This window comes from Variovorax sp. CCNWLW225, assembly GCF_037204045.1.
Taxonomy (GTDB): domain Bacteria; phylum Pseudomonadota; class Gammaproteobacteria; order Burkholderiales; family Burkholderiaceae_C; genus Variovorax.
In genome coordinates this window covers 15160-40506 of the sequence record NZ_JBBCBV010000014.1, presented here as the reverse complement: position 1 = coordinate 40506, position 25347 = coordinate 15160, and the positions used below count along the sequence as shown (strand labels likewise).

Annotated in this window: 19 protein-coding genes; 9 read left to right on the top strand and 10 right to left on the bottom strand. The window is 62.8% G+C overall.

Going from position 1 to position 25347, the window contains the following annotated elements; translation table 11 throughout:
* Window positions 1-2: 2 nt before the first annotated feature.
* Window positions 3-806, bottom strand: coding sequence for an ABC transporter permease (locus tag V9L20_RS20325; protein ID WP_337297970.1), 804 nt, complete (start codon window positions 804-806; stop codon window positions 3-5).
* Window positions 807-1289: 483 nt separating this feature from the next.
* Here V9L20_RS20325 and V9L20_RS20320 point away from each other — a divergent pair, with 483 nt between their 5' ends.
* Together V9L20_RS20320 and V9L20_RS20315 are read left to right on the top strand one after the other, a co-directional pair.
* Window positions 1290-3083 carry a glycosyltransferase family 2 protein gene (locus tag V9L20_RS20320; protein WP_337297969.1) on the top strand — a complete coding sequence of 598 codons (1794 nt, stop codon included), beginning with the start codon at window positions 1290-1292 and terminating at the stop codon, window positions 3081-3083.
* A 2-nt stretch (window positions 3084-3085) separates the two neighbouring features.
* Complete coding sequence (locus tag V9L20_RS20315; protein WP_337297968.1) at window positions 3086-4066, top strand: glycosyltransferase family 2 protein; 981 nt, start codon at window positions 3086-3088, stop codon at window positions 4064-4066.
* Between the two features lie 26 nt (window positions 4067-4092).
* On the opposite strand, the gene V9L20_RS20310 is transcribed toward V9L20_RS20315, so the two are convergent.
* Window positions 4093-4848, bottom strand: a complete 756-nt coding sequence (locus V9L20_RS20310; protein ID WP_337297967.1) for a glycosyltransferase family 2 protein — start codon at window positions 4846-4848, stop codon at window positions 4093-4095.
* Window positions 4849-4893: 45 nt separating this feature from the next.
* Here V9L20_RS20310 and V9L20_RS20305 point away from each other — a divergent pair, with 45 nt between their 5' ends.
* Window positions 4894-5991 carry a glycosyltransferase family 4 protein gene (locus V9L20_RS20305; RefSeq protein ID WP_337297966.1) on the top strand — a complete coding sequence of 366 codons (1098 nt, stop codon included), beginning with the start codon at window positions 4894-4896 and terminating at the stop codon, window positions 5989-5991.
* Between the two features lie 76 nt (window positions 5992-6067).
* The gene (gene argB, locus V9L20_RS20300) at window positions 6068-6961 is read left to right on the top strand and encodes an acetylglutamate kinase (RefSeq protein ID WP_337297965.1); all 894 of its coding nucleotides are present in this window, start codon (window positions 6068-6070) and stop codon (window positions 6959-6961) included.
* Between the two features lie 62 nt (window positions 6962-7023).
* Here the strand turns inward: argB and V9L20_RS20295 are convergent, their stop codons facing one another.
* From V9L20_RS20295 to galE, 3 genes are all read right to left on the bottom strand, one after another.
* Window positions 7024-11412, bottom strand: coding sequence for a class I SAM-dependent methyltransferase (locus V9L20_RS20295; protein ID WP_337297964.1), 4389 nt, complete (start codon window positions 11410-11412; stop codon window positions 7024-7026).
* A gap of 52 nt (window positions 11413-11464) precedes the next feature.
* Window positions 11465-13267 (bottom strand): glycosyltransferase family 2 protein, encoded by a 1803-nt coding sequence (locus V9L20_RS20290; protein ID WP_337297963.1) that lies wholly within the window; start codon window positions 13265-13267, stop codon window positions 11465-11467.
* Between the two features lie 254 nt (window positions 13268-13521).
* The gene (gene galE, locus V9L20_RS20285; protein WP_337297962.1) at window positions 13522-14541 is read right to left on the bottom strand and encodes a UDP-glucose 4-epimerase GalE; all 1020 of its coding nucleotides are present in this window, start codon (window positions 14539-14541) and stop codon (window positions 13522-13524) included.
* Between the two features lie 121 nt (window positions 14542-14662).
* Here galE and slmA point away from each other — a divergent pair, with 121 nt between their 5' ends.
* From slmA to V9L20_RS20260, 5 genes are all read left to right on the top strand, one after another.
* Entirely contained in the window at window positions 14663-15316 is a 654-nt protein-coding gene (gene slmA, locus V9L20_RS20280) for a nucleoid occlusion factor SlmA (protein WP_337297961.1), read from the top strand.
* A 144-nt stretch (window positions 15317-15460) separates the two neighbouring features.
* A complete protein-coding gene (locus V9L20_RS20275) occupies window positions 15461-16984 on the top strand; it encodes a catalase (RefSeq protein ID WP_337297960.1) in 1524 nt (507 codons plus the stop codon).
* A 158-nt stretch (window positions 16985-17142) separates the two neighbouring features.
* Complete coding sequence (locus tag V9L20_RS20270) at window positions 17143-17745, top strand: DUF1326 domain-containing protein (protein WP_258503918.1); 603 nt, start codon at window positions 17143-17145, stop codon at window positions 17743-17745.
* The gene (locus V9L20_RS20265) at window positions 17742-18545 is read left to right on the top strand and encodes a DUF2182 domain-containing protein (RefSeq protein ID WP_337297959.1); all 804 of its coding nucleotides are present in this window, start codon (window positions 17742-17744) and stop codon (window positions 18543-18545) included. Before V9L20_RS20270 ends, V9L20_RS20265 begins: the two co-directional genes overlap by 4 nt.
* Window positions 18538-19425 (top strand): DMT family transporter, encoded by an 888-nt coding sequence (locus tag V9L20_RS20260; protein WP_337297958.1) that lies wholly within the window; start codon window positions 18538-18540, stop codon window positions 19423-19425. The genes V9L20_RS20265 and V9L20_RS20260 overlap by 8 nt, the downstream gene beginning before the upstream one ends.
* A gap of 12 nt (window positions 19426-19437) precedes the next feature.
* Here the strand turns inward: V9L20_RS20260 and V9L20_RS20255 are convergent, their stop codons facing one another.
* The 5 genes from V9L20_RS20255 to V9L20_RS20235 all read right to left on the bottom strand — a co-directional run bounded on the left by V9L20_RS20255 (window position 19438) and on the right by V9L20_RS20235 (window position 25307).
* On the bottom strand, window positions 19438-20496 hold the full coding sequence (locus V9L20_RS20255) for a malate/lactate/ureidoglycolate dehydrogenase (protein ID WP_337297957.1): 1059 nt from the start codon (window positions 20494-20496) through the stop codon (window positions 19438-19440).
* A gap of 143 nt (window positions 20497-20639) precedes the next feature.
* Window positions 20640-22166 carry a UxaA family hydrolase gene (locus V9L20_RS20250; protein WP_337297956.1) on the bottom strand — a complete coding sequence of 509 codons (1527 nt, stop codon included), beginning with the start codon at window positions 22164-22166 and terminating at the stop codon, window positions 20640-20642.
* Between the two features lie 24 nt (window positions 22167-22190).
* The gene (locus V9L20_RS20245) at window positions 22191-23585 is read right to left on the bottom strand and encodes a TRAP transporter large permease (RefSeq protein ID WP_337297955.1); all 1395 of its coding nucleotides are present in this window, start codon (window positions 23583-23585) and stop codon (window positions 22191-22193) included.
* 26 nt (window positions 23586-23611) lie between these two features.
* Window positions 23612-24172 carry a TRAP transporter small permease gene (locus V9L20_RS20240; RefSeq protein WP_337297954.1) on the bottom strand — a complete coding sequence of 187 codons (561 nt, stop codon included), beginning with the start codon at window positions 24170-24172 and terminating at the stop codon, window positions 23612-23614.
* 136 nt (window positions 24173-24308) lie between these two features.
* The gene (locus V9L20_RS20235) at window positions 24309-25307 is read right to left on the bottom strand and encodes a sialic acid TRAP transporter substrate-binding protein SiaP (RefSeq protein WP_157611938.1); all 999 of its coding nucleotides are present in this window, start codon (window positions 25305-25307) and stop codon (window positions 24309-24311) included.
* Between the last annotated feature and the right edge of the window lie 40 nt (window positions 25308-25347).

Here is a 25347-nt window from a genome sequence, read left to right as displayed (position 1 = left end):
TATCAGAGCCAGTAGACGACACGTCGACGGTATTTCGAGAACAGGAGCGTGGAGGCGACGAGCGTCAAAGCCGTCCACCCCAGAATCCCCCACCAACTGTGAGAAGTGGCGACTCCTCCCATCAATGGAGTCCGCAGCAAGTCGAGCATTTGGGCAAACGGATTCCAGAGGATGTACTTGGCGCGATCAGGAAGACTTTCGGGGAGCCAGAACACAGGCGTCAGAAACATCAGCATCTGCATCACGCTGCTGACGATTTGCGTCACATCCCGGAAGCGGGTGCAGACTAGGCCAAGCAGCAACCCAAGCGCATGGGCATTGATGATGGCGATGACCATCGCAGGAATGATCAGCAGGGCCGAAGCTGAAAGCGAGACACCCGCCCAAAGCGCAACCGGAACGTACAAAACGATTTGATGGGCAAATTGAATCAGATTTCTCGCCATGCTCCGCCAGACGAACAAGCTGATTGGAAAATAGCCCTGCTTGAGGTAATTGGACGAGCCCACAAAGGCGTTGCACGAGTCCGTCACCACGCTGGAGAAAAAGCCCCAGAAGATGATCCCCAGTGCAAGGTGGGGAAAGAACTTGGAGAGTTCTGTGCCAAACAGCGAGCTATAAAGGGGCCCCATGCCGCCGATCATCGCCCCCATGCTCAACGTGAGCCACAGAGGGCCCAGCATCGAGCGGCGATAGCGCAGCACAATGTCGAACCACGCAAGCGTCCACCAGATGTCTGTACGGCGGGTGCCTTCCCACCAATCAGCCCAGGCATTTCGATGTAAATTGGAGTGAATTTGGCTCATACGCTTCCGAAAGTGTCTGCCAGGCGGCCGATATAGTCGCCGCCAGGATATCCGTCACACTGGGTTGCGATGAGCACCAGTTCTTCGTTGCCGATGTTGGTCAAGCGTTATTTCTCTTCAATGGGTTGGCGCAATATTGCCAGACGCGGCTTCATTCTCGGCACGTCGGTTTGCAGACGCCTCCGCGCCAACGGTCCAGTGCTCTGCGCTGTGGCGCCAGTGTGATCGAGCGATTTTACGGGGTAGCTCTTGTGTGCCTGTTGGCATGGCAGCCGCAAGTCCTGCCGCTTGCCTTGAAGAGTTCCGAAGATAATCGTCCGCCGCCCGCGTGCCTGGAGGGTGATTCCCTCTCCGGCCTCGCTTACCTGTTCCAGTATTCCCCACAAGCCCGACTCCGTTTCTTCGGGCACGCAATATGAAATCTTTTGATCGGCTCGGTCTTGGCTTGGACGCACTTTGGCGAGGTTCAGGGTGGTAAGGCGCATGCAGCGGGCCTGGAAGTTGTTCCAGAAGTCAGGTTGGCGCGGTATTCGATGGGAGTTGCGCCGGCGCCTCGGCGGCTACAACGATTATTCCAAGTGGGTGCGGCGCTACGACACGCTCACGCCTGAACTGCGCGAAAAGATCTCGCAGCGCGTTGCGGCCATGAAAGACCGCCCGCTGATCTCCGTGCTGATGCCGACCTACAACCCTAACCCTGCGTGGCTGCGCGAAGCCATCGAGTCGGTTCGTGGGCAGATCTACCCGCATTGGGAACTGTGCATTGCCGACGACGCTTCGCCTTCGGCCGAGGTGCGCGACATCCTCAAGTCGTACTGCGAAACAGACCCCCGCATCAAGGTGGCGTTCCGACCCGAAAACGGCCATATCTCTGCGGCATCGAACAGTGCGCTGGAGCTGGCGGTCGGACCGTGGGTGGCTCTCATGGACCACGACGACCTGCTGCCAGCCCATGCATTGTTCTGGGTGGCCGATTGCATTGCCGAGCACCCTGGCGTGCAGCTGATCTATTCGGACGAAGACAAGGTCGACGAAGGCGGCCATCGCTTCGGGCCGTATTTCAAGTCGGACTGGAACGTCGATCTCTTTCGCTCGCAGAACATGTTCAGCCACCTCGGCGTGCTGTCCACCGAACTCATGCGCTCGGTTGGCGGTTTTCGCGCGGGGCTCGAAGGTTCGCAGGACTGGGACTTGGTGCTGCGCTGCATGGAGCGCGTGGAGCCCGAGCAGATTCAACACATCCCACGTGTCCTTTATCACTGGCGGGTGCATGCCGAAAGCACGGCCCGTTCGATGACGGCCAAGCCCTATGCGGCTATCGCGGGCGAGCGGGCACTGAATGAGCACTTTGTGCGCACGGGTGTGCGCGCCACTGCCGAGCATCTGGATTTCGGCTACCGGGTGCATTACGCCTTGCCTGATGTCTTGCCCCTAGTTTCGTTGATCATTCCAACGCGCGACGCGCTGCCTCGGGTGCGCCAGTGCGTCGGCTCCATCTTGCAGAAGACAAGTTACTCGCGCTACGAGATCATCATCGTCGACAACGGTTCCGACGACCCAGCGACGCTGGCCTGGTTGAAGGCCGTTGCCGCGGACCACCCGAACATTCGGGTGCTGCGCGACGACCGGAGTTCCAGCTATTCAGCGCTGAACAACGGTGCGGCAGCCATCGCGCAAGGCGATGTGATCGCACTGCTCAACCACGACATCGAAGTCATTTCGCCCGACTGGCTGAGCGAGATGGTGAGCCTCGCACTGCAGCCTGGCGTCGGCGCTGTCGGCGCGCGGCTCTGGTATCCGGACAAGACGCTTCAGCACGCGGGTCTGATCCTGGACGCGAAGGACATCGCAACCCATCCGCATCGCGGAATGCCCGCGGGAAGACCCGGCTACGGCGGACGCGCCGCGCTGATCCAATCTTTCTCGGCCGTCTCAGCCGAATGTATGGTGATCCGGAAAAGCCACTACGAACAGGTCGGCGGATTCGATGAGAGTCATTTGAAGGAGTTTTTTGGCGACGTCGATTTTTGTCTCCGCTTGCGCGCTTCGGGCTTGCGTAACCTGTGGACGCCTCATGCGGAACTGTTCCTGCACCAGCCGGCTATTCACTCCAGGAATGCCTCCCAGCACGGAAAACACCAGTTCCAGGAAGATGCCGCCTACATGCAGCAACGCTGGGGCGAGTTGCTGAAGAACGACCCCGCCTACAGCCCGAACCTCATGCTCGCGCGCGAAGACTTCAGCTACGCCTGGCCGCCGCGCCTGGCGCCGGTTTGAAGATGCAGGGTATTTCAGTCGCGCTTTGCACGCGCAATGGCGCCCGCTTTGTGGCGGCGCAAGTGCGCAGCATCTGCACGCAAGACCGGCCGCCAAGCCAGATCGTGCTTTCAGACGATGGTTCGACGGATGAGACCATTGCCACGGTGCGCAGCACCATGGCCGCTTGCGGCGTCGCCGAAAGCGTCGAGTTCGCCGTTTTCCAGAATTCGCCGGCATTGGGGGTCACCCGCAATTTCGAACAGGCCGTGCGGGCATGCACCCACGAACTCATCGCGCTCAGCGACCAGGACGACGTGTGGCACCCCGGGCGGCTGGCCCGCATGGCGACCCGCTTCGAAGCCGAATCCGAGTTGCTGCTGCTGCACACCGATGCTCGCCTGGTCGACGCCGAGCTCGCGCCGCTGGGCACTTCGCTCTTTCACGCGCTAGAGGTTCGACCCGCCGAACTGGCCGCCATTGCAAACGGAAATGCCTTCGACGTCCTGCTGCGGCGCAATCTGGTGACAGGTGCCACCACCATGTTTCGCAAGGAACTGCTTGAATTCGCGTTGCCGTTCCCCGAGGGCTGGGTGCACGACGAGTGGCTCGGCGCGGTGGCCGCGGCCACCGGCCGTGTCGATGTGCTGGCGGAGCCGCTCATCGACTACCGGCAGCATGCAAGCAACCAGATCGGCGCGCGCCGGCCAACGCTCTCCGAAAAGATCGGCAAGGCGTTTGTCGAGCGCGGCGACAAGCACTGGGCGCGGCTGCGCAGGGCAGAGGCGCTGCTGGACCGGCTGAGCTCCCTCGGCACGAAGGTGCAACCGAAGTACCTCGAGGCCCAGCGCGCCAAGGTGGCGCACCAGCGCTTCAGGGCCGAGTTGCCTCGCTCGAGGCTCGCGCGCCTCGGTCCGGTGATGCTGGAGGCCGCCCGCGGCCGCTATGACCGCTTCGGACGCGGCTGGCACGCGGTGGCGCAGGACCTGCTCGAGCGCGGGTAGCCAGCCGCCCGGCACACCGACCTAACTCAGCGGATGCTCGCCTTGAGCCGCCTGAACCGCCAGAACGCTCCCGAAGTCCACACCTTCAGCAAGCTGGTCACGTGCCAGTACAGATGCTTTTTGCTGCTGCGGCTGGCACGCTGCGCCTCGTGGCGCGCCAGCAGGTCTTCCCCCACCTGCAGCTTCCAGCCCGCGAGTTGCGTCCGGGCACAGATGTCGAAATCTTCCCCGTACATGAAGAAGCGCTCGTCGAAGCCGCCGATCTGTCGGTAGGCGTCGCTGCGAAACAGCATGAACAGGCCCGGAATCCAGGCTGGCACCGCCGGGCGCTCATAGCCCGGCTTCCGGCGGGTCACGATTTCGAGCGGCGTGATGATCTCGCGATGCTGCTCGGGCGTGCTCTTGCCTGGCTCCAGGATGCGCGGCGTCAACAGGCCGGCGTCGGGCGCGGCCTGTGCAATCAGCGGCGCCAGCACGTCGCCGTCGAAGCGAATGTCCGGGTTGAGCACCAGGAACCACGGTGTTTCGCAGTGCTGGAAAGCCTGGTTGTGATTGGCACCAAAGCCCTTGGGCTGGGCGTTTTCGATGCGCTCGACCGGAAAGCCCCATTCCTGGCCCGCCAGCACATCGGGTTCGGGGATGTTCAGCGTAAGCACGACCTTGGCGGTCGATGCACCGCTGAAGCGGTCCAACTGCCCGAGCAGCGGCCGTATCAGCGCCAGCTGACCGTGGCTGACGATCGAAACGGTGATGGGGGGAAGGGAGGGGGAGGGCGCTGGCATGGTCTAATTTCGCTCGGGAATTCTAGAGTTCCCCAACACCCACACATGATTGCTCTGATCGTCATCAGTTTTTTTGCCTCTGCCTTCGCGGTGCAGCTGTTCATGCGCCGGGCGCGACGGCATGCGCGGCTCTATGGCACGGACATGCCCCAGCGCTTCCACAAGGGCCATGTGCCGCGCCTTGGCGGCGCCGGAATCATGTTCGGCATGGGCGTGGCCTGGCTGGCGGCCGGCATCACGGGAACCGATCCGTTCAACGTGTCGTGGCCGGTCAAGACATCGATGCTCACGCTGCTGTGCATTGCGCCGGCCGTCATCGCCGGCATCCTCGAAGACGTGACGCAGAACGTGAGGGTGCGCTACCGGCTGGGGCTCACCATCGGCTCCGCCTTGCTGGCCTGCTGGATGCTGGGGCTCAGCCTGTCGCGCACCGGCATCGAGGCTGTCGACGGTTGGCTGGCAATGGTTCCTTACGGCGCTGTGTTGTTCGCAGCCCTGGCCATCGGCGGACTGCCGCACGCCTTCAACATCATCGACGGCTACAACGGGCTCGCGGGCACCGTGGCCGTTCTGGTCTGCCTTGCCATTTCGCACGTGGCGCTCCAGGTGGGCGACCGCCAGCTCGCGGCGATGATGGTCTGCCTGGTCGGTGCGACCGTCGGTTTTCTGATCTGGAACTACCCGCGCGGCAAGATATTTGCCGGCGACGGCGGCGCCTATGTGTGGGGCATGGTGATCGCCGTGGCCTGCGTCACGCTCGTGCAGCGGCACCGCGTCGTCTCGCCGTGGTTCCCGATGCTGTTGCTGATCTACCCGGTCTGGGAGACGCTGTTTTCCATCTACCGCAAGCTCGCGCGCGGGCAGTCGCCCGGCACGGCCGACGCGCTGCACTTTCACCAGTTGATCTTTCGGCGCATCGTGCGGGTGGCGTTCGCGGACGACGAGGCCCGCCAATTGCTCGCCCGCAACAACAGGACCTCTCCGTACCTGTGGATGTTCGCCGCGCTGTCTGTGGTGCCCGCGGTGCTGTTCTGGAACAACACCATCGTGCTGATGCTGTTTTGCCTGCTGTTCGTCACGACTTATGTGGGCGCGTACCTGATGATCGTGCGATTCAAGGTGCCGCGCTGGCTGCGCCCGTGACAGCGCGCAAGACGGTCCGCTTGTTGCGACAATTTCCTCTATCCACCGTTCTCACCGTTTTGGAGCCTGCCCGCCCATGACCGACCCCGTCCTCAACATTCCCCCGCGCGACAAGGCCGAGATCCTGGCCCAGGCGCTGCCATACATCCGCAAGTTTCACGGCAAGACCATCGTCATCAAGTACGGCGGCAATGCCATGACCGATCCGGCCCTGCAGGCCGACTTTGCGGAAGACGTGGTGCTGCTCAAGCTGGTCGGCATGAACCCGGTGGTGGTGCACGGCGGCGGCCCGCAGATCGAGGCGGCCCTCAACCGCCTTGGCAAGAAGGGGAGCTTCATCCAGGGCATGCGCGTGACCGACGCCGAGACCATGGAAGTCGTCGAATGGGTGCTGGCCGGCGAGGTGCAGCAGGACATCGTGGGCCTGATCAATCAGGCCGGCGGCAAGGCCGTGGGCCTGACCGGCCGCGACGGCGGCATGATCCGCGCGCAAAAGCTCAAGATGGCCGACCGTGCCGACCCCAACCTGCATCACGACGTGGGCCAGGTCGGCGACATCGTCTCCATCGACCCCAGCGTGGTGAAGGCGCTGCAGGACGACGCGTTCATTCCCGTGGTCAGCCCTATCGGCTTCGGCGAGGAGAACGAGAGCTACAACATCAATGCCGACGTGGTCGCCGGCAAGCTCGCCACCGTGCTCAAAGCCGAGAAGCTCATGCTCCTGACCAATACGCCCGGTGTGCTCGACAAGAACGGCAACCTGCTCACCAACCTGAGCGCGCGCGAAATCGACGACCTGTTTGCCGACGGCACCATCTCGGGCGGCATGCTGCCCAAGATTGAAGGTGCGCTCGATGCTGCGAAGAGCGGCGTCAACGCAGTGCACATCATCGACGGACGCGTGCCGCACGCCATGCTGCTCGAGATCCTGACCGACCAGGCCTACGGCACGATGATCCGCGCCCGCTGAGTCAAGGCGCGCAGCACGCCAGCTTTGCCGCTGACAGTGAAGTGACGAGAGGGCGAGCGGCCCTAGCCGGTTACCTTGGGGTGCAACGGTTTCCGTCCCAGCAATTCGAATCCGGCAGCGCCGACTTCCTGTTCGGATTGGGGCAGCTTTTCGAAGTCGGTCCAAAGCGAGGCCGATCGCAGTGAAGGATCGCGCCAGAGATCCACTAGGGCGCCCACGGGCGCACTCCGAAAACGCTCGGCGGCGTCGGCAGATACGGTGGAGCGCAAGGCGCGTTCGCATTCCGATGCCAACCAAGCGATGGAGTGATTGGGGCAAAAATTGTCCGACACGTGAAGGCGTTCAGTTTCAAAATGCTGAAACCACTCCTCCAGGCCGTGCCGGGTGCAGTTGAAGAAGTGCCACGGCCGTTCATGCAGCGGCTGCATGAACGCTGTCCGAATTAGAACGCGGCCGCCGGGTTTCAGCACTCGCAAGAGCTCGGCGGCCACTTTTTGAGGTTCGCGGTAGTGTTCGAAGGCATTCATGACGATTGCAACGTCAAAGACATTGTCATCGAATGGCAGCGCATGCGCATCAGCGACGACGTCTGTATGCTTGAACAGGCTGTATTCGACTTCGACCACGTTCTCGAATTTTTCGAGCGAGCCCCCGCCGCTAAGATTCAGTACCCATCCTTTCGTGCTGTTCACGAGTGCCAAGGCTTCGGGAGGCAATTGGTTGCTGACGTGGTCGGCGGGCTTGATCTCAGGTTCGGTGAGCCCTTCGCAAAGAACTGGGCGGCTCTGGACGAGGGGCCAGGCTCTCCATCCGTCCACACTGACCAGGGCGTTTCGCTCCGGATCGACCGTCAGCTTGAGCCGCGTCTTGGGGCAGCGCAGTATCGGCAAGAGCACTTGAAGCCGTGAATTGGGTATGTCACCTCTCGAATTCACCTGCGGGGACGGTGATTTACTCGCAAGTCGTTCGTCGAGCAGAGAAACCCAAGGGTGCCGAGTTTTAAAATTTTCGATCAGGCGACGGTAGTTTTCCAAAGCCGTTGTTTCGGTCCTGATCATGGAGCCCGCATGTACGCGATAGTCGGCGAGTGTTTGAGGTTCCCAGTGCCCGCGTTGGCCTTGCTCGGCGAGCCGGCACCAGAAATCGTAGTCCTCCCATCCGTGTCGGACATGGTTGTATCCCCCGATGATCGCCCAAGCCTCCTTCGCGACGAGGGCCATCGCATCGACATAATTGCCTGCCACAAATCTCTGCGGCTCGTAAGGGGAGTCGCCCATTGTCGTATTGGCCACACCGAAACGTTGGATGGTGGGATAGACAAAAGCCACGCGCTCCGCACGAATGACGCGGCGCAGTTCTTCGCAGCACCTTGGCCGCAGTCGGTTATCCGCGTCGAGAGGCAACACGTAAGGGCTGTCGGCAAGGTTGAAAGCGGCATTTCGAGTCAAGCCCAACCCGTAGTTCGACTCGTTCTGCGCCACCACCACGCGGTGGAAGCGTGCAGCGTGTTCCCGAATCCATGCCAGCACAGTGTTCAGTGAGTTGTCGGTCGAACGGTCGTCCACCACTATCAGATCCAGAACTGAAAGTGTTTGACCCCGTACGGACTCCAGTGCCTCGACAATGAACTGTTCGTAGTTGTAGAGAGGAATGATGACAGTGACCTCTGCGAGTTCGTCATGGTCGGCGCATTGTTCGAACAACACCTTCGACGGCATCAGCCTCGGCCGTCGCACCGGTGACGATCGAAGGCTCGCGTCCAGGGCGAATGCCCGCGCGGCCAACGCGCCGCCCTGCAATTGATCGAGGACGCAGCCCAGCTGTACTGCGCGCTGAAGCGGTCCATAAGCGGCCATAGCGCTCAGGAACGCAGCCGAAGCCATATGGCTTCGCAGCGTTTTGTCCGCAACCAGGGTAGAGATGTAGTGATACCAGTCGTCGGCGTTCGTGGCCAGGAACCCGGAAACGCCATGCTCAATGGCTCGCCTGAAAGGGCCCGTCGGAGATGCGATGGTTGGAGTGTCGACCAGCGCAGCCTCGAAGAATTTCAACTCGCTCTTTGCTTCACAGAACGGATTTCCGAATTCCAGCGGGGCGATATTGATATCGAACCGCGCCAATTCTCTAGGTAAAGTATCAAGGGTTTGAAAAGGTCGCCACTCGATTCGATCCTCCAATCCCACCATTGCCGGGTATTCCTCCATATCGATCAGCCGCATTCCGGACTCGGTCTGAAAAAGCACCAGGCGACACCTTTCGTTTTCTCGGAGCACGCGTGCAATGGACTCGATGGCCAGCCCGAGATCGCGCTGGTGCGTTCGAGAACCGCCTGCATATCCGATCCGGATCAACTTGTCGGTTCGCGCGCTGCGCCATTGCCTTGCGCTGCGCCTGGACAGCTCGAATGTGCGATGGTCGAAGCCGTTGAACAGCACATGGGTGGGCTTCCCAGGCCAGCGCATGTGATACGCCAGCTCCTGGGTGCTGGCGATGCATACATCGGCTGCAAGCATGGATCTGCGCACGCCTGAGAACAGTGCTCGCACCGCTTCTTCGGGATGCGCATTCGATCTGATTCCATCGATGACCTTGGTGTCGGCCAGATCCGGGTCGATCATCAGGTCATCGACGTCGAAGACAATCTTCTTACCCCGCTCGTGCATTCTGCGCACTGCTTCGTCCAGAGCTGGAGTCCAAGGGGTGCGCCAGAGAATCATCACGTCATGTCGTGAAGTCAGGTCGAGCTGCGCCTCGAGTTGGTCGAGCCGAATCCACTCAGCAAAGACACCGTTCGTGCGTGCAGCTTCGATATAACGCTCCACCCGATACAGATGACCGGGCGTATCCGCCTCGCCAGATACATAGAAAATCGAAAAAGCACGATCTGATGAAGCCGGAAGAGACGGTCCCGTCTTCTCAACTCCTATCAGTCCGGCTTGACGGCCCTCTTGAGCGCCAACAAGCATGTAGTGGACCAGTGGGTTCATCCCCCGTGAATCGCCGTAGTGGGCGGCGTATGCAGCGCCGGAAAACCAGGGGCCGGGTTCGCGCCCCTCAGATGCACCATGAGCGACGTAGTGTTCCGCCGGGTCAATTCCTGCTGAAGCAACGTCCGGGTATGTGCTCAGATACCAATCTCGATCGAAATAAGGTGAAAATCGTGTGATCTCGATCGCTGCGAGATCGACTTGTCTTCCGTGAAAGCGCGAAGCTAGCATGCGGAGACGTCTGCGCACCTTAGCCTTCACGCTCAAGAACGGATCGGCGCGCAGGAGCGCAAATTTTTTCAGCAGCGCCTCGATTCGGCCTTCATTTGCATCGACGGCGTTCTTCCAGGCAAGCTGAGTTCGATTCAGATCTTCACGAGCCTTGTTCAGGTCGGTTGCCAATCGCGTTACGACATTTCTCAGTTCCGCCACGCGCCTGCTGGCCTGCTCATGTGCAAAACTGGTCGCGCGAGCCGCGGCTTCCGCTTGTGCGGCCTTGGCTTCGGCATCGCCGGCTAGTCTGTTCAAAGTCTCCAGCTCAGCGACCTTGCGGGCAACTTCGCCAGCCAACTCGTTTGCTTTGAATTCAGCATTGCAGTGGGCCTCCGCGTCGGCGAGGCGAGCCGCTGCCACTTGGGCCAATTCTGCTTCGATGGGCGCGCGCGAGGCGTTGGCATCGTGAATTCGCTGATAGAGGTCTGCTGTCCCAAGCTGTTCACGTGTCGTGATCGACCACCGTGTCCCGAGATGCGCGAATCGGGTCCTTGCGGCGTCCGCTTGCTCGGATTGGAGGCTGCACAGAGCGATTGCTGCGGCTGGGGCGGTTTTTCCCACCGCCAAGATGCCCAAACCGTGGCCATGCAGGAATTCGAAAGAAGGATATTTCTCAGCTTGCTCCGCAAAAAAGCGGAAAACTCCGAAATCGCGGCTTCGAACATTGGTGTCGTGAAAGAGAACTACGGCCTTGTCCGATAACTTCGGAAGCCAAGTCTCGAAGTCGTGCTTGACTGCTTCATAGGTATGGAAGCCGTCGATGTGCAGCAGATCGATAGAGGCGTCAAGGAAGTACGGCAACGCGTCATCGAATGTGGACTTTAGGAGTTCCGAGAATGCGTTGAAATGCCTATCGTGAAAGTCCCGAAGCTCGTGATAGACATGGGCGTCCAGATGTCCGGCATGCCCATCTCCGGCCCAAGTGTCCACCGCGTAGCAGCGCGTCGCCGATTTGAGTCGCGCGACTGCCTCGCAGAACGCCGCATAGGAGACTCCGTTGTGCGTGCCTAGCTCGACCAGAAGCGATGGTTTGCATGCCGCGACGACCCAGAAAGCAAAAGGCGTGTGGGCCCACCATGCGCTCGCCTTGCCAAGCAGGTGAGGTGTCCAGAAGATGGGATCAAGTACGGGGTGCGTCAGAACGTCCAGAGACTTGTCGACCGTCGGGAGAATGATCGTGGGTTCTTTCATTGTCTTGGTCGGAAAAGTCCGAGTCTCCGCGTGATTCCGATGAACTGCCCGGTCAGCGCGCAAGATGCCATTGCTGGCCAACACCGAACGCGAGGTGCGCGCCGGTGAGCCAGTCCAGCCGGACGTTCGGGTTGTGATACGGGTCGTGTTCGAAGCGGTCGATCCATTTGGCGCTGGCGTGATCCTGCTCGTGCTGCGCTCGCTTCTGCTTCTCTTCGCATGTATGGTCTTGGCCGCGCGATGCGCTTTCGAGATGCAACAATGACGCGAACGGCGTGCAGATGTTGCGGTATCCGGCGTCGTTCACCTTCAGGCAGAGATCAATATCGTTGTAAGCCACCGCCAAGTGCTCTTCATCGAAGCCTCCGACTTGATCAAACACCGAGCGGCGGATGGCGAGGCAGGCACCCGTGACTGCTAAGTAGTCACGGGTGCCAGCGAGCCGCCCGTCTACCCCGGTGTCCGCGGCATCGTCCATACGGCAAATGTGCATGGCCAAGGGCCCGTGCTGCAGGATCACGCCCGCATGCTGGACGGTACCGTCGCTATACAGCAGCTTGGCCCCAACACAGCCGATGTCCGGTCGCATGACTTCGCTGACCATCTCTCTGAGCCACGAGCTGTCCAAAATCTCCACATCGTTGTTCAGAAAAAGCAGCACTTCTCCCGTCGAGGCTTGTGCGCCAACATTGTTGATAGCCGAAAAATTGAATGAGCCCGGAACGCGAAGCACACGAGCCCGAGGATCCGTGCGCAGTTCGGCAAACAACGCCATCGTCGCCGCCTCGATGCTGTCGTTGTCGAGAACGATGACTTCAAAATCAGGATAGTCGGTTTGCGTGAGTAAGCCCTTCAGGCATGTCCTGACAAGGGCGGCATGGTCGCGAGTCGGAACCAGAACACTCACTTTGGGAATGGGAACGGGCAACGAGCGGCGCACATGATTGACGAATTCAGCAAAAGGAGACGGCACGACGTTCACCGCCAACCCCGTCTGTTGGGCGGCTGCTTCTGCTGCGACTCGTCTGGCTGCCGCGGCATAAGACGCGATGGCATCCCTGGTGCGCAGCGCATCCATGACTGGGGGTATTTGCCGGTGATACAACACCGAGGGAATGTGGATAACTTGTCCGCAGTGCAGTGGGATCGCCACTCTGCAATGCAAATCGTAGTGCGCGGCCGGTTCGAATTCGGCGCGAAGGCCTCCTGCCGCCAAAATGCTGGCACGCCTCATTACGCACAGCCCATCCAGTAGATCGAAGCCAAGTTGAGCCTCCGGGTCCCAGGCAGACTTGAAACGGGGCTTGCATCTTGTTACGCCCTGCTGGGTCATCCAGTCCTCGTCCGCATAGACGACTACGGCATCGGGCCATTGCGCCAGCGTCAATTGGATGGAGGAAACGGCGGTGGGAGCCAATTGGTCCCCAGCGAGAATCGCTCCGACATAGGAGCCGTCAGCGTGCTCCAATGCAAGCTGTTGCAGTTCGAGCCGCGTCGAGGACTCCGGCGAGGTGACAAGGCGAACATTGACGGCATCACGAACGAACAGCAGTGCAGTGGTGACGTCGTCCGCACGCCATGGTGGACAGGCGACGACTACATCGAAACGCTGGCACATCTGCGTCGAGAAAGAGGCTGTTGTGGAGCGCAGGGCCTCATCATCACCGTTATCGGGAACGACGAATGTGATGCCATGCCGATACGGAAGACTCGCTAACGTGGAATGAATCTCAGGCGCTTCTGTCTTCGTGCGGGACGCTTCTGTAACGGTCCAATCCCTGTAAGCCGCATCAGAAAAAGGGGAGAACCTGCTGGCTGCGGCCCAGTGGGCATATCGCGCTTGGTCGATAGGCAAATCATTCTCCCCTGATCTTCACGAGACAACAACTACGGGCTGTCTGCCACGCAGAAGCCCCCGTCAATTCAGACTAGCGATAGCGAAGATTTACAGGGTAACAGCCTGTTCGACGTCCGGCTTGCATTTGGGATTCGCGTTCACGGTTGTGAGCCGCTTGTGAAATCTTCTACTTGGCCTTGATGAGTCCAGGCTGAGTGTGACATTGATACTGAGCTTGTTCATGCTCGATTGACGCAATCGAACATGGGGGCTTATGCCTCGTACCCGTTCGGATTGCCCTGCTGCCAGCGCCAGCTGTCCGCACACATCTGGTCGAGCCCGCGATGCGCTTGCCACCCCAGCGTGGCTTGCGCAAGCGAGGGGTCGCCCCAGTACGCGGGCACATCGCCAGCGCGGCGCGGGCCGATCTCGCAAGGAATTGTTCGCCCGCTCGCGCGTTCGAACGCATGCACGACCTCCAGCACTGAAGCGCCGCGGCCGGTGCCGAGGTTCAGCGTGACAAGGCCTGGATGGGCCTCCGCATGCCGCAGGGCCGCGACGTGTCCTTCGGCCAGGTCCATCACGTGCACATAGTCGCGCACACCGGTGCCGTCGGGCGTGGGATAGTCGTTGCCGTGGATAACGAGCTTGTCTCTCTGCCCCACGGCCACTTGGCACACGAAGGGCATGAGGTTGTTCGGCTTGCCTTGCGGGTGCTCTCCGATGAGCCCGCTTTCATGTGCGCCGACCGGATTGAAGTAACGCAGCAGTGCAATGCGCCAACCCGGTTCGGCGCGGTGCAAATCGGTGAGTGCTTCTTCGACCATGTGCTTCGATCGCCCATAGGGGCTGGCCGGCCTGCAGGGCGCGTCTTCCGGAATGGGTGAATGGTCGGGCTCGCCGTACACCGTCGCGGACGACGAAAAAATCAGGGTTCGCACGCCCGCCTGCTGCATGGCCGAAGCAAGCACGAAGCTGCCGTGCACGTTGTTGTCGTAATAGGCGAGCGGGTCGGCCACCGAGTCGCCGACGGCCTTGAGGCCGGCAAAGTGAATCACGGCCGAGAAACGTTCGCTCCCCAGCACGCGGTCGAGCAGGGCCCTGTCGCGCACGTCGCCTTCGATCAGCCGCGGTGCGCTGCCCGTGATCTGGCGCAAGCGTTCCAGCACGCGCACATCGCTGTTGCCCAGGTTGTCCAGGATCACCGGCACATAGCCGGCCGCGGCCAACGCCACGCAGGTGTGGCTGCCAATGAAACCCGCCCCTCCGGTCACCAGTACGCTGTTGGCCATGAAAAACTCTTTACTTTGTTGAACAAGTTGATTCTGTACGAGCTTTCCCGCCCCCGTTTGCACGCGCTCACTGCGCGCCCCTGTGCGAGAATCAATTGATTACATCTTTGCACGCGCTCTCATGCAGAACGAAGAGACAAGCTATCCCGGCGTAGAAACTCCAACAGAGACGCTGGCAGCCGCCGCCCCGGTGCGAAAGCGCCCCAAGCCAGGGGAAAGGCGCGTGCAGATTTTGCAGGCGCTGGCCGCCATGCTGGAACAACCCGGCGCCGAACGGGTGACCACCGCGGCATTGGCCGCGCGGCTGGACGTGAGCGAGGCTGCGCTTTACCGCCACTTCGCGAGCAAGGCGCAGATGTTCGAAGGCCTCATCGATTTCATCGAGCAGAGCGTCTTCACCCTGGTCAACCAGATCCTCGAGCGCGAAGGTGCCACCGGTGCGCAGCAGGCCGCAAGAATCCTCACGCTGCTGGTGCAGTTTGCCGAACGCAACCCGGGCATGACGCGCGTCATGGTGGGCGACGCACTGGTGTTCGAGAACGAACGGCTCCAGCAGCGCATGAACCAGTTCTTCGACAAGATCGAAGCCACGCTGCGCCAGGTGCTGCGCGGCACGGCCGCCGCTGACGGTTCTGCAACCCCCACGGTCGACGCGCAGGTGCGCGCCGCTGCGCTCACGGCCTTCGTGGTCGGCCAGCTGCAGCGCTTCACGCGCTCGGGCTTCCGCCGCGCGCCGTCGGAACATCTCGAAGCCACGATCGCGCTGATCGTCTAGGTAGCAGGGCCGGCGCGCCGCCGGTCGCGGAGAGATCGCCTCCTGAAATCGCCTCCTATCGAAGCGATAGTTGAATATGACGTGATGCCGTCATATTCATTGACAAAATACATGGGCTCCACAACACACGAGGAAAGCCCATAAATGACCGACTCCCGCAAGCTCACCACCGAAAACGGCGCGCCCGTCGAGAACAACCAGCAGTCGCAGACGGCTGGCGTCAACGGCCCTGTGCTGATGCAGGACCACAACCTCATCGAGAAGCTTGCGCGCTTCGACCGTGAGCGCATTCCGGAGCGTGTGGTGCATGCGCGCGGGTCGGGCGCCTTCGGCACCTTCGAAGTCACGGCCGACGTGTCGAAATGGACGAAAGCCAAGTTCCTCGGTCAGGTGGGCAAGAAGACCGAAGTGCTGGCCCGTTTCTCGACCGTGGCGCTCGAGCTCGGCTCGGCCGACACCGTGCGCGACCCGCGGGGCTTTGCGCTCAAGTTCTATACCGAAGAAGGCAACTACGACCTCGTCGGCAACAACACGCCCGTCTTCTTCATTCGCGACCCGCTCAAGTTTCCCGACTTCATCCACTCGCAGAAGCGCGACCCCTACAGCCACGTGCAGGAGCCCAACAACGCCTGGGACTTCTTCTCGCATTCGCCCGAGGCCACGCACCAGTTCACCTGGCTCTTCGGCGACCGCGGCATTCCGAAGAGCTACCGCCACATGGACGGCTTCGGCTCGCACACCTTCCAGTGGGTGAACGCCAAGGGCGAGGCCTTCTGGGTCAAGTACCACTTCAAGACCAACCAGGGCATCGAGACCTTCGTGGCCGAAGAGGCGCAGCGCGTGGGCGGCGAAAACCCCAACCACCACCACCTCGACCTGCTGCACTCCATCGAGCGCGGCGAGTTCCCGAGCTGGAAGGTGCAGGTGCAGATCATGCCGGTGGCCGAAGCGCAGACCTACCGCTTCAACCCCTTCGACCTGACCAAGGTCTGGTCGCACAAGGACTATCCGAAGATCGACATCGGCATCCTCACGCTCAACCGCAATCCCGACAACTACTTTGCCGAGATCGAGCAGGCCGCGTTCAACCCCGCCAACTTCGTGCCCGGCATCGGCCCGTCGCCCGACAAGATGCTGCAAGGCCGCCTGTTCAGCTACGGCGACACGCAGCGCTACCGCCTGGGGATCAACCACACGCAACTGCCGGTGAACCGACCCCATGCGACCACGGCCCAGAACTACGGCCGCGACGGCGCGATGCGTGGCGACGGCAACGGCGGCCGCGGCCCGAACTACGAGCCCAACAGCTTCAGCAACGCGCCCAAGCAGACCAACGAGCCGGTGTATGCGCCGCTCGAGATCCACGGCTGGACCGGCAGCCACCAGTGGCAGCAGCACCCCGAGGACACCGACTTCGTTCAGGCCGGCGACCTTTATCGCCTGATGGACGAAGCAGCCAAGGAGCGGCTGGTGAACAGCATCGCGGGCGGGCTGGGCGCCGTGACGCGGCAGGACATCATCGACCGCTCGATCGGTTACTTCCGCCAGGCCGACGCCGACTACGGCGCGCGGCTCGAAAAAGCCGTGAAGGCCGTGCAGGCGAAGATCAAGGGCGAGGAAGTGAGCGTCCAGGTCGGCAAGCCGGCGCACGACGCAAGCCGGAGCTGATCCGCCGCAGCCCATGGGTACCCAGGGTACCCATGGCGCCGCATGGGTCCGGATGGCGCACTCGACTTGCCCGGGTGCGAGGCGTACGATCAGCGCCCCCTTGCCGCTGAGTCGCGGCGACAAGCCTGTGTTCGCGTAGCTTCTGAACGGAGGTTCGTATGAGCTATCACCTGGAAGGTCGCCTGCTCGAGGTTTGCAACTGCAATGTCCTGTGTCCCTGCTGGATTGGCGAGGACCCCGACAACGGCACCTGCGACACCATCGTCGCATGGCGCATCGACAAGGGAACCATCGACGGCATCGACGTCGGCGGCAACACCATCGCAGCCGTGGCGCATGTGCCCGGAAACATCCTCGAAGGCAACTGGACGGCGGCGATCTTCGTCGACGACAACGCCTCCAAGGAGCAGGAAGAAGCGCTGCTCAAGGTCTACACCGGGCAAGCCGGCGGGCCGATCGCCGACCTGGCCCAGCTCATCGGCGAGGTCGTGTCGGTCGAGCGGGCGCCCATCCGCTTCACGGTGAACGAAGGCAAGGGCGAGCTGGAGATCGGTACCGACTACTACGCCGAACTCGAGCCCTACCGCGGCGCAACCGGCGGACAGACCACGCTGTCCGACACCGTGTTTTCCACGGTGCCGGGCGCGCCGGTGTTCGTCGGCAAGGCGCCCACTTACCGGTCGAAGAACCACGCCCTCGGCATCGATCTCGACATCAAGAACCACAACGCGCTGCAGAGCACCTTCGTCTTTGATTCATGAGCGCCACGCCGGGCAATGCCGTCCGGCACCGCCGCGTGTTCCTGCCGGTTCTTGCCGCACTCGCCATGCTCGCGTGGCTGGTGTTGTGGGCCTGGGCACGCAGCCCTTACGGACGCTACCTCGAACATGGCGACTGGACCGTCTCCGGCCCGGCCGCCTTCCTGTGCCAGGTCGTCCCGGCCGGCGGCGTGGTCGTGCCTGCCGTGCTCTACGCCGCGGCGTGGATCCTCATGACGGCCGCCATGATGCTGCCGACCACGCTGCCGCTGTTCAACGCCTTCGACCGACTGACCGCCGGGCGGGCCGACCATGCACGCCTGCTCACCATGCTGGGGCTCGGCTACATGGCGGTGTGGGGCGCCTTCGGCCTGCTGGCGCACGGGCTCCACAGCGCGGTGCTGGCACTGCTGGCCAGCGCGCCCACGCTGGCCTGGCATGGCTGGGTCATCGGTGCCGCAACCATTGCGCTGGCCGGCGCCTTCCAGTTCAGCCGCCTCAAGCACCAGTGCCTGGAGAAGTGCCGCACGCCGTTGAGCTTTGTCATCGAGCACTGGCGCGGCCATGCGCAAGCCCGCCAGGCATTCGCGCTGGGCATGCACCATGGCCTCTTCTGCGTCGGCTGCTGCTGGGCGCTCATGCTGTTGATGTTCGCGCTTGGCACCGGCAGCCTTGGCTGGATGCTGCTGCTGGCCGTGGTCATGGCACTGGAGAAGAACGTTTCCTGGGGCCATCGGCTGAGCGCGCCGCTCGGGTTCGCGCTGCTGGGATGGGCTATCTTCATGGTGGCCTCCCATGTCTGAAGTTGTGTCCGAGGCACGCCGCGGCCCGTCCATCCTGCAGACCATCGCCCTGACGGCGGTGGCCATGCTCGCGTTCGCGGCCAACTCGCTGTTGTGCAGGCTCGCACTGCAGCGGCAGGGCATCGACCCGGCCAGCTTCGGCAGCATCCGGCTGGTTTCCGGCGCAATCACGCTCCTGCTTGTCGTGCAGCTGAGGTCGCGCCCGCCTTCGGCCGCGCAGGCCGACTGGCTCGCTGCCGCCATGTTGTTTGCCTATGTGGCTTTCTTTTCTTTTGCTTACCTGAGCCTTTCCGCAGGCACGGGCGCGCTGATACTGTTCGGCGCGGTTCAACTCACGATGCTTGGCGCGGGCCTGGGTTCGGGCGAGCGCTTCGGACCGATCGCATGGCTCGGTTTCCTGCTGGCGGCGGGCGGGCTCGTCTACCTGGTGCTGCCCGGCGTTGCCGCGCCGCCGCTCCTGGGTGCCGTGATGATGGCCGTCGCCGGCGTGGCGTGGGGCGTGTATTCGCTTCGCGGCCGTGGCGTGGCCGACCCGCTGGCTGCCACGTCACGCAACTTCTTGCGGGCCGTGCCGCTGGCCCTGGCGCTCAGCGTGATTTTTGTGGCGCGCGCCCATGCGGACGCGACCGGCATCGCGCTTGCCGTGGCCTCCGGCGCGCTGACCTCGGGCCTTGGCTATGTGGTCTGGTATGCGGCGCTGGCCCGTCTTTCGGCCATGCAGGCGGCCACCGTGCAGCTGTCGGTGCCGCTCCTGGCGGCATTCGGCGGGGTGCTGCTGCTGTCGGAAGCGATCACGCCGCGGCTCGCGGCCGCCTCGGTGGCCATTCTGGGCGGCATTGCGATCGTGCTGAGCCAGAAGTCGCGCAACGCGCGCCGCTAGAGGCGCAAGTCTTTATGCGACGGTCACGTCCACCTTGGCCCCGGCCGCGACGATTTCCCCCCACGTCGCATCGTCCAGCCAGATGCCGTCGCGCTCCCGCGCCACGCGCGCGGCGCGTTCCGGTTCGCCGGCGATCTGCACCTGGTCGAAGCCCGTACCCGGCGGGCTCTGGCGCAGCCATTCGACGAACGCCGTCGCTTCCTGTGCAAAGCTGGCCTGGGTTCCCAGCTTGGCAGGGTCGATCAGTATCGTCAGCATGCCATTGAGCACCGTGCGGGCGGTATCGGCCGGGCGGTGCCAGGTTCCTCCGCCGGTGAGTGCACCGCCCAGCAGCTCGCAGGCCATCGCCATGCCGTAACCCTTGTGCTCGCCGAAAGTCATGAGCGCGCCGAACAGGCCGTTGGCTTGCGGCACCACCACCACCCCGGGGTCGTTGGTCGGCGCGCCGCGCTCGTCGATCAGGTAGCCGTCGGGCACCCGTTCGCCCTTGTTGTGGGCGACGCGCATCTTGCCCTGCGCGACGCGGCTGGTCGCGAAGTCGAGCAGGAAGGGCTCGGCCCCCGCCAGCGGAATGCCGATGCAGCACGGATTGGTGCCGAAGCGTCCGTCCCCGCCGCCCCACGGCGCCACCACGGGCCGTGACAGCACGTTGACGAAGTGCATCGAGACCAAGCCTTCGGCCGTCGCCATTTCGGCGAAGTGCCCGATGCGGCCCAGGTGGTGCGCGTTCGCGAGCGTGAAGATGCAGCTGCCGTGCTGCTTCGCACGTGCGATGCCGAGTTCCGTCGCCTGCACTCCGACGATCTGCCCGTAGCCATGCTGGCCGTCGAGCGCGAGCATCGTGCCGATGTCGGCATTGACCTTGACCGACGCGTTGGGCACGAGCCCGCCCTCGGCTACCGCATCCACATAGCGCGGCAGCATGCCCACGCCATGCGAATCATGGCCGCTCAGGTTGGCGAGCACCAGGTTGGCCGCCACCTGTTCGGCTTCGGCCAGCGTGCTGCCGGCGGCTGTCAAGATTTGCGCGCATTGCGATCGCAACGTAGCGGCGGGAAGGGTCTTGGGCATCAGTTGACTCCATGGGTTTGATCAAGGGCCGCGCAGCAAGGCCCGTTCGTGAAACACCGCGGAACCGGCTTGCCGGGCCGCTGGTGTTGCCCCCGGTAAGGGGAGGGAGAAGCGACACGAAGTGCGCGCAGCCTGGGGGCGAGCTACATGACTGCGCCGACTTGCCACGGCACGAATTCGTTCTGGCCGTAGCCGTGTTTCTCACTTTTCGATGGTTCGCCGGATGCAGTGGCCAAGACCAGTTCAAAGATGCGCTGGCCCATTTCCTGGATCGACGACGTGCCGTCCACGATCTCGCCGCAGTTGATGTCCATGTCCTCTTCCTGCCGCTGCCACAGCGCCGAGTTGGTCGCGAGCTTGAGCGAAGGCGAGGGCGCGCACCCGTACGCCGAGCCGCGCCCGGTCGTGAAGCAGATGATGTTCGCGCCGCCTGCCACTTGCCCGGTGGCGCTCACCGGGTCGTAGCCCGGCGTGTCCATGTAGACGAAGCCATGTGCCGTCACCGGCTCGGCATATTCGTACACCGCTTCGAGGTTGCTGGTGCCGCCCTTGGCCACCGCGCCGAGCGACTTTTCGAGAATCGTCGTGAGGCCGCCTGCCTTGTTACCCGGCGAAGGGTTGTTGTTCATCTCGCCCTCGTTGATCTCGGTGTAGTGCTCCCACCACTTGATGCGGTCCACCAGCTTCTGGCCCACCTCGCGCCGCACCGCGCGGCGCGTGAGCAGATGCTCGGCGCCATAGACCTCGGGCGTTTCGCTCAAGATGGCCGTGCCGCCATGCGCTACCAGCAGGTCGACCGCCGCACCCAGCGCCGGGTTGGCGCTGATGCCCGAATAGCCGTCGGAGCCGCCGCACTGCAGGCCGATGGTGATGTGCGCGGCGCTGCACGGCTCGCGCTTCACCGCGTTGGCGCGCGGCAGCATCTCGTTGATGAGCGCAATGCCTTTTTCGACCGTCTTGCGCGTGCCGCCGGTGTCCTGGATGTTGAAGGTGCGAAAGTTCTCGCCCTCCGCCAGGTGGCCGGTCGCGAGCCAGGCGTTGATCTGGTTCGCCTCGCAGCCCAGGCCCACCACCAGCACGCCCGCAAAGTTGGGGTGCGTGGCATAGCCCGTGAGCGTGCGCTCCAGGATCTGCATGCCCATGCCCTGCGTGTCCATGCCGCAGCCCGTGCCGTGCGTGAGCGCCACGATGCCGTCGACGTTCGGGTAGTCCGCCAGCGCAGCCGGATTGGTCTTGCGCGAAAAGTGGTCGGCAATGGCGCGCGCCGCGGTGGCCGAGCAGTTCACGCTCGTCAGCACGCCGATGTAGTTGCGCGTGGCCACGCGGCCGTCCGCCCGCCTGATGCCCATGAAGGTGGCCTCGCGCTTTGCGGGGGCCGGCTTCACGTCGGCGCCAAAGGCGTAGTCGCGCTCGAAGTCGCCCTTGTCCGGGCCCATGTCGAGATTGTGCGTGTGCACATGCTCGCCCGCGGCAATGGGCTTGCTCGCAAAGCCGATGATCTGGTTGTAGCGGCGCACCGGCTCGCCCGCGGCAATGGCGTGCGTCGCCACCTTGTGGCCGGCGGGAATCAGGCCGCGCACGGCGAAGTCTTCGACCTTGGCGCCGCCGACCAGCTGGCTGCGCGCGATCACGACATCGTCGGCCGGATGGAGGCGAATGAAGGGATTCATCGTGGAACTCGTGTTGTGTGGTGACTAGAAGAACATTTTGGGCAACCACAGTACCAATGAAGGCACATAGGTAATCACGACCAATGCCAGCAGCAGCGGAATGAGCCACGGCAAGATGGCCATCGTCGTGCGCTCGAAGCTCAGCCCCGCCACGCGCGCCAGCACGAACAGCACCATGCCCATCGGCGGATGCAGCAGGCCGATCATCAGGTTCAGCACCATCACCAGGCCGAAGTGGATCGGGTCGACGCCCAGTTGCGTGGCAATCGGCAGCAAGATGGGAACCAGAATGGTGATGGCGGCGGTGGGCTCCAGGAAGCAGCCCACGAACAGCATCAGCAGGTTGGCCAGCAGCAGGAACACCCAGGCTTCCTTGGTGAAGCCCAGCACCCAGCTGGCGATGTCGGTGGTCACGCCCGTGGCGGTGAGCATCCAGCCGAAGATCGAGGCCGCCGCCACGATGAACAGCACGGTCGACGTGGTCTCGACGGTGTCGAGGCACACCTTGACGAACATCTTCCACGACAGCGTCTTGTACCAGGCAAAGCCCAGGATCATGGCCCACACGCAGGCGGCAATTGCGCCCTCTGTGGGGGTGAAAAGGCCTGTGCTCATGCCGCCGATCAGCAGCACCGGCGTCATGATCGGCAGCAGCGCCTCGAACTTGAAGATCCGGTCGAGCACGAAGAGCGAGGCCAGGCCCGCAAACACGGTGAGCTGCGGCGGTGTGCCCAGCTTCGAAACCAAAAGCCAGATCAGGAGCGGCCAGCCGACCACCACGGCCAGTTCGCACATCGCCTTGAAGAAGCGCGTGCTCGAGAACTTGACGTCGCCGCCCCAGCCGTTGCGGTGGGCAAAGTAGGCCACCGTCAGCATCATCAATATGGCCAGTAGCGCGCCCGGCAGGATGCCCGCAAGGAACAGCGCCCCCACCGACACATTGGCCATCATCCCGTAGATCACGAACGGCAGGCTCGGCGGAATGATCGGGCCCAGCGTGGCCGAAGCCGCGGTCACGCCGACCGCGAACTCGGTCGAGTAGCCGTGCTCCTTCATGGCCTTGATCTCGATGGTGCCGAGACCGGCCGCATCGGCGATGGCGGTGCCGCTCATGCCCGCAAAAATCACCGAGCCGAGCACGTTCACATGCCCCAGGCCCCCCTTGAGCCAACCCACCAGCGCCAGCGCGAAGTTGTAGATGCGGGTGGTGATGCCCGCGTTGTTCATCAGGTTGCCGGCCAGGATGAAGAAGGGCACCGCCAGCAGCGGAAAGCTGTCGATCCCGCTCACCATGCGGTGGATGACGACGAACGGCGGCAGGCTGCCGCTCACGAGGATGTAGGCCAGCGAGGCGCCGGCCATGGCCACGGCCACCGGAATGCCGCCCGCCATGAAGATCAGGAAGAATATTTTCAGCATGCAGTTGTTCTCGTCGGACTCAGGGCTCAGTGGTCGGCCAGGGTGGACTCGGGTCGTTCGAGCACGCTGTAGCCGCGCTTCCAGTGAAGGCGCGCCACCTGGATCGAGCGCCAGGTCATCGCGATGAAGCCGAACAGGCACAGCGCGTAGACGATGTTCATCGGCGCATCGACGATGGTCATGCGCGTGTTGTTGCCGATCTTCAGCATCATCTGCACCGTCATGACCACGGCCGCAACGAAGAAGGCCGTGCGCAGCACGTCGACCGCGCGAGACATCCAGCGGCCCATGGCCGCGGGCATGTGGCGGTAGAAGAAATCGACCTGGATCTGGTTGTTCTTCGCGACGCCGATTGCGGCGCCGATGAAGACCACCGCAATCAGCATGTAGCGCGCTACTTCCTCGGTCCATGCGGCCGAATCGTTCATCACGTAGCGCGTGACGAACTGGTAGAACACCGTGAGCCCGAGCATCCAGAAGATCGCAAGCGAGATCCAGCCTTCGGCGATGGTGTGGGAAAGGTCGACGACCTCGTCTTCCGCGTGGAAGTGGCCCTCGTCATCAATGATTTTCTTGTCATCAGTCAATGCAATCTCCTGGTCGGCTCCAGCGGCAAGCAAAGCGAAGCCCCTTCGGGAGACACCGCGGAACCGGCTTTGCCGGGCCGCTGGTGTCGCCCCCTCGAGGGGGAGGCGGCTACACGAAGTGAGCCGCTTCGGGGGGTTACTTGATAGCCGTGATGCGGTCATAGTCCTGCTGGCGATAGCCGTGGTCCGTGGGCTTGGTGTTCTTCAGCACCGCTTCGCGGAACGCGGCCTTGTCGACCGTGATCACGTTGTTGCCCTTCTTCTTGAACTCTTCGACCAGGCGGGCTTCCGACGCGATGATGTCGCGGCCCGTCTTTTCAGCGGCTTCCTGCATCACCTCGGTGAAGATCTTCTTCTCGTCGGCCGAGAGCTTGCCCCACAGCTGGCCGGAGGTCACGGTGAGCAGCGAGTCGACGATGTGGCCCGTGAGAGAGATGTTCTTCTGCACCTCGAAGAACTTCTTGGCCTCGATGGTCGGCAGCGGGTTTTCCTGCGCATCGACCGTGTTGTTCTGCAGCGCAAGGTAGACCTCTGCAAATGCGATGGGCGTGGCGTTGGCGCCCAGCGCCTTCGGGAAGGCCAGGTAGGCCGGCGCGTCAGGCACGCGGATCTTCAGGCCCTTCATGTCCTCCGGCTTGGTCACCGGCTTGGCGGCGCTCGAGGTAACGTGCCGCGCGCCGTAGTAGTTGAGCGCCGTGATGTGGTTGCCGCTCTTGTCGTCGTAGCCCTTGGCAAGCTCCTTGAACACATCGCTCTTGGCGTACTTCAGCAGATGCTCCGCGTCGCGGAAGATGAACGGAAAGTAGGTGACCGCCAGCGGCTTGTAGGTGTTGCCCGCAAAGCTCGCGCCGGTCAGCACGATGTCGACCGTGCCGAGCGTCATGCCCTGGTTGATGTCCGCTTCCTTGCCGAGGCTCGATGCCGGGAACACCTGGATGTCGTACTTGCCGTTGGTGCGCTTCTTTATCTCTTCGGCGGCCCACACGGAATACTTGTGGAACGGCTCGGAGGTTTCGTACACGTGCGCCCACTTGAGCTTGGTCTGCGCACCGGCCATGCCGGCGGTGCCCAGCGCGGTGGCTGCCAGGGTGCAGGCGGCGATGGCTTTCAGGGTGTTGCGTTTGCTGCTGTTCATCGGTTTGTCTCCGTTGTAGTGGCTGAAAGAAATGCTGCTG